The 13,580-nt window shown below is 67.6% G+C and carries 12 protein-coding genes and 1 pseudogene; 4 read left to right on the top strand and 9 right to left on the bottom strand.

Annotated features, from left to right (window positions below):
* The first annotated feature begins 81 nt into the window (after positions 1–81).
* The gene (locus NDI65_RS16510; protein ID WP_089776809.1) at positions 82–312 is read left to right on the top strand and encodes a hypothetical protein; all 231 of its coding nucleotides are present in this window, start codon (positions 82–84) and stop codon (positions 310–312) included.
* A 51-nt stretch (positions 313–363) separates the two neighbouring features.
* Here NDI65_RS16510 and NDI65_RS16505 read toward each other — a convergent pair whose 3' ends face one another.
* The 6 genes from NDI65_RS16505 to NDI65_RS16480 all read right to left on the bottom strand — a co-directional run bounded on the left by NDI65_RS16505 (position 364) and on the right by NDI65_RS16480 (position 8,246).
* On the bottom strand, positions 364–1,167 hold the full coding sequence (locus NDI65_RS16505; protein WP_089777289.1) for a DUF502 domain-containing protein: 804 nt from the start codon (positions 1,165–1,167) through the stop codon (positions 364–366).
* A 256-nt stretch (positions 1,168–1,423) separates the two neighbouring features.
* On the bottom strand, positions 1,424–1,624 hold the full coding sequence (locus tag NDI65_RS16500) for a hypothetical protein (RefSeq protein ID WP_089776808.1): 201 nt from the start codon (positions 1,622–1,624) through the stop codon (positions 1,424–1,426).
* Between the two features lie 272 nt (positions 1,625–1,896).
* Positions 1,897–2,502 (bottom strand): acetyltransferase, encoded by a 606-nt coding sequence (locus NDI65_RS16495; protein WP_089776807.1) that lies wholly within the window; start codon positions 2,500–2,502, stop codon positions 1,897–1,899.
* A 64-nt stretch (positions 2,503–2,566) separates the two neighbouring features.
* Positions 2,567–3,430 carry a hypothetical protein gene (locus tag NDI65_RS16490; RefSeq protein ID WP_089776806.1) on the bottom strand — a complete coding sequence of 288 codons (864 nt, stop codon included), beginning with the start codon at positions 3,428–3,430 and terminating at the stop codon, positions 2,567–2,569.
* A complete protein-coding gene (locus NDI65_RS16485; RefSeq protein WP_310893852.1) occupies positions 3,423–6,128 on the bottom strand; it encodes a 5'-nucleotidase C-terminal domain-containing protein in 2,706 nt (901 codons plus the stop codon). Before NDI65_RS16485 ends, NDI65_RS16490 begins: the two co-directional genes overlap by 8 nt.
* A 783-nt stretch (positions 6,129–6,911) precedes the next feature.
* Entirely contained in the window at positions 6,912–8,246 is a 1,335-nt protein-coding gene (locus tag NDI65_RS16480; protein ID WP_310893851.1) for a hypothetical protein, read from the bottom strand.
* A gap of 187 nt (positions 8,247–8,433) precedes the next feature.
* On the opposite strand from NDI65_RS16480, the gene NDI65_RS16475 reads away from it, so the two are divergent.
* Both NDI65_RS16475 and NDI65_RS16470 read left to right on the top strand, forming a co-directional pair.
* Complete coding sequence (locus tag NDI65_RS16475; RefSeq protein ID WP_089776804.1) at positions 8,434–9,606, top strand: PAS domain-containing protein; 1,173 nt, start codon at positions 8,434–8,436, stop codon at positions 9,604–9,606.
* Positions 9,607–9,706: 100 nt separating this feature from the next.
* Positions 9,707–9,886, top strand: coding sequence for a hypothetical protein (locus NDI65_RS16470; RefSeq protein ID WP_042665136.1), 180 nt, complete (start codon positions 9,707–9,709; stop codon positions 9,884–9,886).
* A gap of 35 nt (positions 9,887–9,921) precedes the next feature.
* Here NDI65_RS16470 and NDI65_RS16465 read toward each other — a convergent pair whose 3' ends face one another.
* Positions 9,922–10,314 carry a hypothetical protein gene (locus NDI65_RS16465; protein ID WP_042665133.1) on the bottom strand — a complete coding sequence of 131 codons (393 nt, stop codon included), beginning with the start codon at positions 10,312–10,314 and terminating at the stop codon, positions 9,922–9,924.
* 254 nt (positions 10,315–10,568) lie between these two features.
* Between NDI65_RS16465 and NDI65_RS16460 the strand changes: the two genes are divergently transcribed.
* Positions 10,569–12,518: a PAS domain S-box protein gene (locus NDI65_RS16460; protein WP_089776803.1), complete on the top strand. Its 1,950-nt coding sequence runs from the start codon at positions 10,569–10,571 to the stop codon at positions 12,516–12,518.
* Positions 12,519–12,527: 9 nt separating this feature from the next.
* Here NDI65_RS16460 and lrp read toward each other — a convergent pair whose 3' ends face one another.
* Both lrp and NDI65_RS16450 read right to left on the bottom strand, forming a co-directional pair.
* On the bottom strand, positions 12,528–12,989 hold the full coding sequence (lrp, locus tag NDI65_RS16455; RefSeq protein ID WP_042665131.1) for an HTH-type transcriptional regulator Lrp: 462 nt from the start codon (positions 12,987–12,989) through the stop codon (positions 12,528–12,530).
* A gap of 185 nt (positions 12,990–13,174) precedes the next feature.
* Positions 13,175–13,580: pseudogene (locus tag NDI65_RS16450) on the bottom strand (thioredoxin); the annotation flags it as partial.

Here is a 13,580-nt window from a genome sequence, read left to right as displayed (position 1 = left end):
TGGTCGTCGCCGGTCGGTGGTGTCGTTCCCGCCGCCGAGGGTGGCCCTCACGTTTTTGTTGCCGAGTCGACACCCTTCGATATGGTAGACAATCCGACACGGGCGTACGGTGCGCTGGCCGTCGTCGTCGCGGCGGCCATCAGCGGTGCCGTCATCCTCTCGGGATTCGTCGCTATCGACTTCGTGCTCGACGCGGTCACCGTCTGGGGCTACATGGCCGCGGTCGGCGTGATGGTCGTCTGCGCGGTCGTCAGCTGGCTGACCGACCTCCCCGGTATCCTGTCGGCCGAGTTCGGAGGAAACGGGCGGTAGGTCGCCGGGGCGGCCTCGGAAACGCGACTCGTCCCTTCGACACCTCTGCGGTCAGTCGTCGTCCCGCTTCTCGTCGGTCGTAATCATCGATTCGCGGATGTCCTGTAACCGCTCGGTGCCGCGGAGTTCGGACATGTTCACGCCCAGCGCGTCCGAGTCCTCGTCGGTGGCGACGCCGCTCGTGAGGATGCTCCGGACGCCCTCCTCGACGGTCATGTCGATGTCGTACACGTCGTCGGCGGGGATGTAGGTGAGCAGGCCGCCGGTGACGGGGTTCGGCGCGAGCGGGAGGAACATCGAGACCATCTCGCCGTGGCCGGTGGACTGCTCGATGGTCGCGGGAGAGCCGCCCGTCTGGAAGCCCAGCACGTACACGTCGTCGTCGAAACACTGGACGAGCTTCACGTCCTGGAACTCGTCTGCCCCCTCGTCGAGGACAACGTCGCCCATGCGGCGGAAGCTCTTGTACACCGTCCCGACGCCCGGAATCGACGAAATCACGAGGTCGAACACGCCGATGATCTTCTCGCCGTACTGGTTGCGGCCGACGGTCCCCACGACCGCGACGATTCCGAAGAGGACGAGCAGCGCCACCAACTCGGTGAAGAAGTCGACGACGAACGAGTAAACGCCGAGTTCGATGAGGAGGCTGATGAACTCGACGCTCTCGAAGCGGCTGATGACGCCCGCCCAGCGAAGCAGGTCGATGAACGGTTCGAGGGCGTCCCTGACGAAGTCGATGCCGACGCGCAGGACGTACAGCGTGATGACGATGGGGATCATGATCGCCACGCCCGTCAGCAGGGTGTTGTAGGCTCGTTCGTACAGCGATTGACCGGTCTCTTTGGCGCTCACGGCGAGTGTGCCCGGCGAGCGCGGAGGGTCAGCGGAGGACACGCCCGGTGGTTCATGTGGCTCGTACAAATAGTGTCGGCAATCGAACTGTCCGGATTTCCGAGACGCGCTTCGGCGCGGACGCTCGCGAGCGTTCGGAGGCGAGGCGAATCCGTCACGGGCGACGAAAACGGGGACCGCGTGTGGGCCGGCCCGAGTATAACCGTGAGCGACGACGCAAGGCGGGACGGTGGCCCGTGCCGTCCCGAAGGCGGGGTCAGGAGACGACTTCGAACCGACCGACCGAGAGGTCGAGCGCGAGCTGTTCGCGCGGGTAGACGAACTCCTCGTCGCCGTACGTCGTCCGGACGGTCCCGTCTTCGATTTCCACCACCGTCTGTTCCGTACACAGCGTCGAATGCCGGATAGTCGACCCCTCCGTGATCACGTGCGGGGCGACCTCGATTGCTTGTGCCATCGTTTCGCTAGCGGGCGTCAAATAGTATAGTTCTTTCGCAGTTCACGACATTCGGTGAGCGAATGTGGCTATATAGGGGTATTGACGGTTTGATTGTACACTTTCCGTTCCGGACGGTTTCGAACTGCCGGTCGCGGCTCCGACTCGGCCGGACCTCGCGGGGTCCGCCGACTGCGCCGCGGAACAATCGCGGTCGAATCCGGGCGTCGCCGCGCGTCTGTCGGCACTCGCGCGATTCGGCCCGCACCGTGAGTCGGTTGTCGCCCGCCGCGTCAGCCGCGTTCGAACGGGTCGCGCTCGGGGAGTTCGTCGTCGAGGACGGCCGCCACGGCGTCGACGAACGGGTCGTGCGCCGACAGCGCCTCGCGGAGCGCCTCGTAGTAGGCGACGGTGTCGCCCGCGAGGAAGTGCGAGTCCACCCGCCAGAGCGTCCGCCCAGTGCCGAACTCGCCGGCAGGGAGGTCGTCGTGTTCGCCGCGCGCCTCGTCGAGCGCCGCGACGAGTCGCTCGCGGAGCGCCGCGTACGGCGAGTCGCCGGAGAAGTCGGCGTCGCCGTGGACGCCGTCTTCGAGGTGGAGTTCGAGCCGGAACTGCCCGCGTTGGAGGGCGCGCGGCGTCGGGTAGTGCTCGAAGTGGAGGTCGTAGCCGCTGTCGCGGCCGCGCTCCCACGACGTGGGCGTGACGCGCCCCCACGGCTTCCCCGAGTCGAGGGCGTGCCACTCGTGGCCGCCCGCCGGCGGCGACGCGCGGAGGTAGTCGGCCCACTCGTACTGGAGGACCTCACGAGCGAGCTTCGCTACGGCGTCGCGGGTCGCATCGACCTGCAGCTCGTAGTCGAGATAGAAGCTCGTTTCGTCCGCGGTGTCCGGGCCGTTCATACCTCTCTGCTAGACGCCCACACGGATAAAGATTCGACACAGGCTCCGCAGAGCCCGCGTTCGCTCAGTTCTCGCGTCGCACTCGGCGTCCGGCCCCGAGCAGGAGCGCCGCGATTGCGGCGACCGCGGGCGCGACGCCGAAGCCGGGGACCCCGGTCGCCGTGGTCCGAGTCTCGGTCGTCCCGGTCGCGGACTGCGTGTCTGTCGCGCTGGCGGTCGTCGTACCGTCGTCGGCCGTCGTCGGACTCGCGGGCGACGCGGTGGACGTTGGCGACTCCGCCGCCGACTCGGTGGTCGCGGGCTGGTCGGTGTCGTCGTCGGTGTCGTCGTCCGCGTCGGCATCGTCGTCGGTGTCGTCGTCCGACTCGTCGTCATCGCCACCACCGCCACCACCACCACCACCGCCACCACCACCGCCGCCACCGCCGGTCGATTCCGAGACAGAGAGGTCGAGTTCGGACGTGCCGGTGACGGAGTAGTTGTTGCCGTCCTCGTCGCCGAGTTTGGTCACGGACACGTTGAGCGCACCGTCGGCGGTGGTATCGGCGGTCTCGACGGTGACGGACGCGACCGCGACCGTTCCGTCGTCGTCGGTGTCGAGGCCGACGACGCGAAGCGACGCGACCGTGCCGTTCTCGTCGTACGACGTGTTCCTCAGTTGCGGGTCGGCGTTGTCGGGGGTGGTGAGTTCGGCGATGCGGCCGACGGCGTCGTCGTCGAGTCGGACCGTCAGGTCGTACGCGCCGACGCCGCCGTCGACGCTGTCGACGACGAGGTCGAACGTCCGCGTCGAGTCGGGTTCGACGGTCGCCGCGTCGGTGCCGAAGCCGACGGTCGTGTCGGTCGCGGCGACCGCGGGCGGCGCGACGGCGCTGAGACAGACGACCGCCACGAACACCGCGACCGCGGGCGTGTTCGCCTCAGTCATCCGTGGTGACGAACAGCCACTGCACGTCGCCCACGTCGACCCGCCCGTCGCCGTTGAGGTCGAACGCGGGGGTGCTCGCCTGGACGGCGTCGGCGTCGCGGTTCACGAACAGCGCCTGCGCGTCGACGATGTCCACGCTCCCGTCGCCGTTGACGTCCTCGAAGGTGCCGTCGCCGTCGGGGTCGGCCATCGCGTAGCCGTTGCCGGTGAGATCGCCGGGTTCGACGTTGACGGGTCGGTTGTCGATGCGCGACACCGCGTAGGCCGTCCCGTTGGGGTCGTAGGTCGCGGCGGGCGTCAGTTCGAGGGCGGTCGACCCGCCGAGCGCGACGCCCTTGACCGTCACGGTGGCGAGGACTTGCGAGCCGTTCGCGTCGCCGTCGTCGGCGTCGACGCCGGCGGCCTCGATGCGGACCTCACTCCCGTCGTCGCTGATATTGACCGCCGAGAATCCGGGGTCGTCGCGGAACTGCACGTCCGCGATGCGGGCCACGCTCGAATCGCCGACCGCGAGGGTCAGTTCGTACGCGCCGACGCCGCTGGCGGCGTCACTCGCGGTGATGTCGAACGCCCGGGTGTCGCCGAGGGGGACGGACTGGCCGTTCGAGCCGACCGCGAGCGCGACGCCGTCGGTCGGTTCGGGCGTCGGGTCGGGCGTCGTCGCCTCGCCGTCGAGGTCGACGTTCAGCACCGCGGAATCGAAGTTCTCGTACCGGCTCGAATACGCGCTGTCGGTGTAGTCGACGTAGAGGTCGACGCCCGAGTCCGGCGCGGTCACCGGCGTCCCGAAGGCGTCGAGGTCGCTCGTCGGCACCGAGACCGTGACGGTGCCGCTCGCGCCGTCGTAGGCGACGTTCGTCGCCTCGACGTAGCCGCCGCTTCGGTCGGCGAAGGCGGCGGTTCCGCTCACGCCGGTCACGCGCGATGGTGCGTCGATGGTGACCGTCGTCCGGCCGTCGCCGCTCGTCACGTCGACCGCGTCGGCGTCGACCGTCGTGTCGACCCGTCGCATCCGGTCGTCGGATTCGGTGTCGACCTCGGCGGCCGCGACGGTCGAGCGGTTCTGCAGGTAGCCGATGACGCCGTCGGCCATCGTCGTCTCGTTGTAGACCGCCACGCGCGGCTTGTCGGCGAGCGGGTAGCCGCTGCCGCCGTCGGCGATGTAGGAGTTAGTCGCCAGCGTGTACGTCGCCGAGTCGTTGACGGGTTCGCCGTTCACCGTGAGGTCGCGAATCGTCGCGTCGCCCTCGCCGGGCGACGAGCTATCGCTGTGGGGCACCCACTCGAAGGTGACGCCGCTGACCTGCTGTTGGGTCTGGGTGCCGTACTGGTTGTCCATCTCCAGCGGCGTTATCTGGCTCTCGACGACCTCGCGGAGCTCCGCGCCGGTCAGTTCGACCACGACGATGTGGTTGCCGAACGAGAGCGTCGAGGTCACCATCCCGCGGGTGACGTTGAACTCCTCGCCCGCGGCGTAGTCGCTCGGATAGAGCGTGTCGCGGATGCCGCCGGCGTTCGTCACGGCCACGTCGGCACCGGTGTAGCCGCGGACGCCGTCGGTGACGAGGTGGCCCGTCGCGGAGTCGTCGGTGTAGCTGGAGCCGACGCCCGTGTGCTCGGGCATGACCGCCGTTGCGAGTTCCGTGTCGAGGTACTCCTCGCGGAGCGGGTTGATGTACGCCTGCCACGAGTCGTTGCGCGGTACGTCGGTCGTCACGTCGACGAGTTCGCCGGAGGCGTCGGTGACGCTCCCGTTATCGACGGTTAGCTCCATCCGCATGATGGCGTTTGCCTTGCCGGTGGTCTCGCCGATGAGGACGCCGTTCGTCGTCTGCGGCGGGTAGCGCCGTTGGTCGTCGCCGGAGACGAGCGCGTCGATGCCGTCGACGTTCCGCGCGAGGTCCTTCGAGTCCGGGATGCCGACCGGAGCCAGCGCGACGACCACGTCGACGTCCTCCTCGTTGCGGAGCGTGTCGACGGTCCGCCGGGCGGCGGTCGTCGGGTCGACGACGGTGTAGCCGTTGCGCTCGATGACGCCGTCGGTCTTGGCGTTGATGGCCTCGTCGGTCAGCCCGAAGAAGCCGACCCTGACACCGCCGCGTTCGACAACGGTGTAGTTCTGCGTCCCGGGGAGATTCTCGCCCGTCTCCTCGTCGACGACGTTGGCGAGGAGCCACGGGTAGGTCGACTCGTCGGCAACGGCCTCGAAGACGGCGAAGTCGTTCGTCCCCGCGTCCTCGTCGTAGTCGAGTTCGTGATTCTGGACGACTTCGGCGTCGGGATCGATGAGGTTCATCGCTGTCACCGGCGGCTCGTAGCCGTGTTCTAGGTCGTCGTAGTTTCGGAGGGCATGCGGGCTGAGTTCGTCGCCGCCGCCGGCCACGAACACCGGCCCGGAGGCGTTCGCCCGCTCGCGATTGATGAGTGTAATCATCCGGCCGAGTTTGTCGTCACCGGAGCCAGCGGCCGCCTTGCCGATGTCGTTGAAGCCGACGAGCGTGATGGTCGTCGCGTTCGTGCCAGCGGTGTCGTTACCGGCGTCGCCGTCGGCCCCGTCCGACTGGAGCGTGGCGGTGGTCACGTCCGCCGGGACGGACGCGTTCGCCACCGACTGAACGTTCGAATCGAGTGCGCTCGCGTCTCCGGCCGCGACGCCCGCCGCACCGGCGGGGAGCGTCGCGGTCGTGAGTACGACCACCAGCATTGCTGTTACAGTACGTCTGAAAACTGTCCGTGATGTCATGTGCGCAAACACAACAACCCGCACCGAGGCGGATGTGATAACCGCTGGTAAGACTGATATGTTGGTAACCATACTACAACATACTGACGTGTCCGACGCGCTGCGGTTCGTCTTCGGGCCGGCGGGGCGAACGCACCGACTTCACCGCACGTCGAGCGACGGGGGCCGGGGGACGCCGGCGGTACTCGGCCGGGAACGTGTCCGGCAATATGAAAGTAAGATGAGTTATAATAACTGAGAACCATCAGTAAATCGAGAAAACACCGAAGAGGGAATCGACGACCCGCCCGACTCGGTCGGGAGAGGACGCGCCGGCATTCGCCCGAGAATCTCGCGAGGATACGTCCGGCGTCGACTGCGCGGTCCCGACCCACCGGCAGTTGCTCAACGAATCGGCGTTGGGGAATTCGGAATACGTCTTCTCGCCGTCGAATCCGCGGATAGGGGCAGAAGCGGTCCGAATCGACTGCGAAAACAGCGTCGGAAGACGGACGCCTTCGCAGGCTCACTCGGTCTCCTGTCGAACGTGCTGGCCGCGTGACCGGCGTATCTACCGGGACCGCACACCGACCTCGATGAGCGCGCTTCCGCTCGACGTGCGACGTACGCCACCGCCGAACTCCCGGGTTATATCACTTTCCAATTATGTGATGAATCCGGAGACGACTCGCTCGCCGCTCGCGGTAGAGCGACGTATCGGTGGGCGTCTCCCGTCGCGCCGATACTCGCCCGGCCGATTCACTCGGCCCCGCCGTCGAGCGCGGCGCGCGCTCGCGTTCGAACGTCGGCGGGGGTCGCCGCCGACGCGTCGCGTCGGGCCATCCGCCCGGTGACGAGGTCGAGGAGGTCGAGCGCGGTCAGCACGTCGCGGACCTCGGCGCGGTCGAGTCCGAGGCGACGCTCGACTTCGTACAGCGTCTTCGCGCCCGCGACGGCCGCACACACGTCCGCCGTCGAGCAGTCGAGCGAGGACACCGACGCGGGAAGCGGCGGGAGGTCACTCGCGCCGGAGTCGTCCTCGGTCACCGCAGGCGTCTCGTCTGCGTCGACCGCGTCGGTCCCGGCGTCTCCGGTCGGCCCCGCAGTCGACGCCGGCCCGACTTCCGCGTCGGCCTCGGCTCGCGTCTCACGCTCCGTCCCCGCCGAGTCCGCGGTGTCCTCGCCTCCCGGTTCGGCCGACGGCTCAGGCGCGGCCGCGCCCCCCTCGTCGGCGACGCTCGGCTCCGGGGTCCGCGCCTCGTCGCCCGCGTCGCTCGCTCGGCTCGAAGACGCCGTTTCGGTCGACGGGCCGTAGGACTCCGGTTCGTGAATCCCGCGTTGAATCATCTGGTTGCGGACGGTCTGCGGGGTCACGTCGACGCCGAGAGCGGCGGTCATCTCCTTGAACGTCTCGCAGGCCTCGTAGGCCTCCCGAAGCCGAACCGGGTCGTGATGGGCCGGTACCGCGTCGGAATCCGGCTCCGCGTCTGTGTCCGCTTTTGCGTCCGCCTCCACCGCTGGCTCCGCCACGGTGCTGGCGTCCGGGTCGGTGCTGGCGTCCGGGCCGGTGCTGGCGTCCGTCTCCGTCTCCGCGCCCGCCTCGGTGGCGTCGTCCGCCGACGCGGATGCACCCCGGTCGCTCTCCGGCGTTTCGCCACTCTCTGTCGGGACTTCGGACTCCATCGTCGGCGGCGACGCGCCGGGTCCGACAGCCGCGTCGACCGCCGCGTTTCGCGTCCCGGAGCCGTCGGCCCGGGCGACCAGTTCAGTCGGCTCGGAGTCGCGTTCGGAGTCGCGCTCGGCCGACGCCGGTTCCGGGTCGGCGTCTCCGCCCGGCGGGGGCGCGAGCGCCACGTCGAGTTCGAGTCGAAGCCGGCCGTCGGCGACCGACGCCGCCGGCGACGACACGGAGAGCCGGTTCGGGTCGACCGCGCACTCGGACGCGAGGTCGTACGCGACGGTAACCGAAGCCAGGACACCGTCCGCGGCCGATTCGCCGTCGCTCGTCAGTTCAAGCTCGCAGACCGCTCCCGTCGTCTCCGTAAACTGTTCGAGAACCGCCGTGAGCTCTCGGACGTTCCTGACCACTTCCATATGATGATGTCAACTGTGTCACATCGCATATAATTTATTGCCGTCGGGCTCATCTAGTAATATATATTCTATACAGACGTCCGCTCGCCTCCGAGGCGAGTACCCCGGGACGGTCTGGGGCGTTCTGTCGTCGGACGTGACTGTCGCCGTAGCTGTTTTTATCACTGTGACGCGACACCACAGACGTATGGACGTGTCTCCACTCCACGGTATCGCCCCGTTTAGCGCGGAGCGGCGTGCGATGCGAATCCTGCTGGTCGACGATAACGAGGCGATGGTGGAGCTGTCCGCGACCTTTCTCGAACGCGAACTCGACGACGTCGAGACGGAGACGTACACCGAGCCGGGACCGGCGCTCGACGAACTCACCGACGGGGAGTACGACTGCGTCGTCAGCGACTACGACATGCCGGGGATGGACGGGCTCGAACTCCTCACGGCGGCGCGCGAGCGGGGCATCGATCTCCCGTTCGTCCTCTTCACCGGCAAGGGGAGCGAGGAGATCGCGAGCCGCGCCATCTCCGCCGGCGTCGACGAGTACCTCCAGAAAGGCGGTCCCGAGGAGTACCCCGTCTTGGCGAACAAGGTCTCGAACCTCGTCGAGAAGTACTGGGCCGAGACGCACATGCGACGCGGCTTTCTCGCCATCGAATCGGCCGAGGAGGGAATCGGCATCATCGACGACGAGGGCGTCTACCAGTACCTCAACGAGGCGTACGCCGCGCTCTACGACCGCGACCGGGCCGAACTCATCGGCGAGCACTGGGACGTCCTCTACCCGGCCGACGAGGCCCGGCGGTTCCACGACGAAATCCTCCCGCAACTCGAAGCCGAGGGGTCGTGGCGGGGGTTTTCGACCGGCGTCACCAAGGGCGGCGAGGCGGTTCCCGAGCGCCTCGTGCTGACGCAGATGGACGACGGGGGACACGTCTGTATCGTTCAGGAACTCACCGAAGTCGACGCGCTCCGGGCGGAAGTCGAACTGAAAGACCGGGTGCTCGACGCCGTCGGCGTCGGCGTCGTCGTCACCGACCCCTCGCTGCCCGACAACCCCGTCGTCTACGCCAACGAGGCGTTCGAGACGCTCACGGGCTACGACGCCGAGTCGGTGACGGGGCGCAACTGTCGGTTCCTCTACGGCCCCGAGACGGACCCCGAGACGGTCGCCGCGATTCGGGCGGCCGCCGACGCCGGCGAGCCGATTTCGACGGAGATTCGAATCTACGACGCCGGCGGCGAGCCCGTCCGGGCCCGTCTCGATAGTCACCCGATTCGGGACGACGACGGCGCGGTCGAGTTCGTCGTCGGCTTCTACCGCCCGGCCGACGTCGACGGCGCGGGCGACGCGTTCTCGTCCTGATTGGCTTTCGTCGCGGCCGCCGACGATATACTGGAAACGGTGGGGTGTCCGCCTCCCGCGTGAGTAAAAAATACGGTCGCGGCGGGTACTAGCCGCGCCCGTGTCCGCCCACGCTCGACTCTATCAGGTCCTCGCCCTCTCCGCGTTCGGCTTCGCGGCGTACCGGTGGTTCCACGGCTCTCCGCTCGTCGCGGTTGGTTGGACTGTTGTCGGACTGTGGTATCTGTACGCGCTCTGGCGGGGAGTCGACCAGATCGACGAGTATGCCGTCGATACGTGACCGCAAAAAACCGGCCGGCCGCGTTCGGACTGTCTCTACTCGTCCGAGGCGCGCTTGAAGAACGCGAGCGCCGCGCCGAACAGCGTCAGGTTCTGGAGGAACGACGTGAGCTCCTCGTCGCGGGCGTCGTCGTCGACGGCCCAGAAGTCGTGCATCGTCGGCGTGACGCCGGCGAAGAACGCCGCGACGCTCGCGGAAGCGAGTTTGGGGAGCTTCCAGAGGCCGATACCGAGGCTGCCTCCGAGGAGCAGACCGCTCGCGGCGGGGACGAGCCGGTCCGCCTCGGGGACGCCCTTCGCCTCCGCGTAGGCGATGCGGCCGTCGAGGTCGGTCAGGTTGCGAATCGCCAGGACTGCGAGGCCGCTCGCGAAGAGGGCGCGGGCGAGCCGCGATGGCGCGTTGCGTTCGGATTCGTCGGGGGCTGTCATCACCGTTTGAAAGCGGACTCAAAATTATAAGGGCTCTGTTTACGAACCGGCCGATGCGTTTTTACCGCTCGCCGTTGCGTCTTCGAAATTCGGGCGCTGTTTCGCCGTCGCGCGCGAGTTGCAGTGTGGCCGTCCCCGGCGGCGTCGATGGATGCGTTTCTCGTTCCGGACGGGGAGTCCGACGCGACCGAGGACGCGACACGTTCTCGCCCGGCATCACCATTATTGTCTCTTGGCGTTATCTATCGTCGCGTATGGTCTCATCTCGTGACGCGCCGCGTTCACTCTCGGAGCCGGCGTCTATCGACGTCCTCTACGTCGAAGCCGACCGCGACTTCGCGGCGCTCGTCGCGTCGCAACTGGAACGCGAGCGCGGGCGATTCACCGTCCATACCGAGTCGGACCCGCGGGCCGCGCTCGACCGGATTCGGAGCGGTGACGCGGCGTTCGACTGCGTCGTCTGCGGCTACGACCCGCCCGACCTCGACGGTCTCGACGTGTTGTCGCGGGTCCGCGACGAGTTCCCCGAACTGCCGTTTATCCTCTTTACCGAACGGGGACGCGAGGAGATAGCTGGCGAGGCGCTCGCCGCGGGCGCGACCGGGTACCTGCGGAAGGGCGATGACGCGACCCAGTACCGACTCCTCGCCACCCGCATCGAGAACGCCGTCGAGCGCGTCCGGTCCGCTCGGGCGTCGCCGGGCGAGGCGCTCGAAGCGCGCCTGTCGGTGAGGTCACGGGCGATGGACGAAGCGCCCGTCGGCATCGTCCTCACCGACCCCCACGCGGCGGACAACCCCATCGTCTACGCCAACGAGGCGTTCGAGACGCTCACGGGCTACGACGCCGAGGAAGCAGTCGGGCGGAACTGTCGGTTCCTACAGGGCGAGGCGACCGACGAAGACACCGTCGCCGAACTGCGGGCGGCGGTCGAAGGGCGCGACCACGTGACGGTCGAACTGCTGAACTACCGCAAGGACGGCACCCAGTTCTGGAACCGCGTGCGCATCGCGCCCCTGTTCGACGACGACGGGGACATCGACTTCTTCGTCGGCTTCCAAGACGACGTCACGCCGCGGAAGGTCTACGAGCGGACCCTCTGGGCGAACACCGCGCGGCTCGAAGCCCTGTTCGAACACTCGCCGGACCTCGTCGTCGTCCACACGGACGACGGCACGATCCGAGACGTGAACCAGCGGATATGCGAGGAACTGGGCTACAGCGAGGCGGAACTCGTCGACAAGACCATCTGGGACCTCGACCCCTCGTCGGACCCGGCCCGTTCGCGGTCGTTCTGGGGGGAGCTACCACCGAACGAACCGGACCGGTTCGAAGGCGAACTGCAGCGCCGCGACGGCACGACGTTCCCCACCGAGGTCCACCTCATCCAACTCAACGTCGCGGGCGAGGACCTGTACGTCGCGATGATTCGGGACATCACCGAGCAGAAGCAACGAGAGGTCGAACTCGTCGAGCAAAACGAGCGGCTCGACCGCTTCGCGAGCGTCGTGAGCCACGACCTCCGCAACCCGCTGCAGGTCGCGATGGGCCGACTCGACCTGCTCGCGGACGACTGCGACAGCGACCACGTCGACGCTATCGACCGCGCGCTGGAACGCATGGACGACCTCATCAGCGACCTGCTCGTGCTCGCCCACGACGGCGACGACGCCATGGAAATCGAGCCGGTCGCGCTGTCCGACCTCGCGCAAGCGTGCTGGCGAAACGTGGTGACCGGCGACGCCACGCTTTCGGTCGAGACCGAACTGGTCCTCGACGCCGACGCCGACCAACTCCAGCAACTCCTCGAAAACCTGTTTCGAAACGCCGTCGAGCACGGCTCGACGGGCAGTCGGGATTCTCCCGACGACGCCGTGGAACACGGTTCCACGGGCAACCGGACTGCGTCCGGTGACGCTGTAGAACACGGTTCTACAGGCGACCGAGACGACTCGCCCGACCGCGGGGCCGGCGTGACCGTCACCGTCGGCGAGACCGACCGCGGGTTCTTCGTCGAAGACGACGGCGTGGGAATCCCCCCTGAGAACCGCGACACCGTGTTCGAGGCCGGCTACACCACGTCGTCGCAGGGGACCGGCTTCGGACTGAACATCATCTCGCAGGTCGCGGCCGCACACGGCTGGGAGGTGACGGTCTCGGAGGGGTCCGAAGGCGGTGCGCGGTTCGAGTTCCGCGTCGACTGAGCCGCCGCGTCAGGCGTCGCTGTCGCCGAGGTCGAACTGCTCGTTCTCGGAGACCGCGTTGAGGACGACGCTCGTGTTCGACTCCCGAATCGGGGCCTCGCTCAACAGCGCCTTGATCTGGCGGTTCATGTCGTCTGTGTTCCTGAACTTCCCGACCGCGAGCACGTCGTAGTCGCCGGTGACTTCGTACACCGAGACCATCTGCGGCTCGTCGGCGAGCAGTTCGGTGACCTCCGAGAGGGCGCTCCCCTCTACTTTGAGATGCATGACGGCGGTCACGTCGTAGCCGAGCGCGTCGTAGTCGACGCGGGGCGTGTAGCCCTCGATGATTCCCTCGTCTTCGAGGTCTCGCAGGTGGTTCGAGACGGTCGTCACCGACACGTCGAGTTCTTCGGCGAGGCTCCGGAGACTGCGCCGCCCGTCTTCGAGGAGTGCGTTGATGAGGTCGGAATCGAGGTTCTCGTAGGTCATCTCCGGATCTTTTGCGTGTGATTGTCATTAATCCCCCGGTCTAAATTGACGATTCGGTGAATCGTCGCCCAGTCGCGTCCGGAAACTAGGTCGCACGGTCGTCGAGCGCTCCGCCGGACGCGTTCAATCGCTGACGTACCCGTCGGCGAACGCGCTGGCTGCGCACCCGAGCGCACGGCGCGACATCACCCGTGGTAGACTTCGTGTTGCCACAGCAGGGAGCGAGCGACGGCGACTCCCCACGTCACGGCGTCTTCGAGGGTCGTCCCCTTGCGGGTCGTCTCGACGATATACCCCGGGAGTCGCAAGTCGCCGTACGCTTTGTGGACGAACAGGGGTCGCGACCCGCTGAGCGAACCGCTCCAGTCGAAGTCGTAGTGCGACGGGTACGCCGAGCGGTCGATGTAGCAGTCGTTGACGTAGTCGCAGGCGTTGCCGGCGTTTTCGGGCGTGGCAGGCGTCGAGAAGACGGCCTGCCCGACTTTCCCGTCGTACTTGTAGATGCCGCTGGAGCTGTGGAGGTCGACGACCACGTCGGGGTCGTGCGACTGGAGTTCGTCCCAGAGCGCCCGCGCGAGCCGGGACGTGGGG

The sequence above is a fragment of the Haloferax sp. S2CR25 genome, assembly GCF_031624535.1.
GTDB lineage: Archaea > Halobacteriota > Halobacteria > Halobacteriales > Haloferacaceae > Haloferax > Haloferax massiliensis.
The sequence above is the reverse complement of the archived record's forward strand: the minus strand, read 5'-3'. Positions and strand labels throughout refer to the sequence as shown.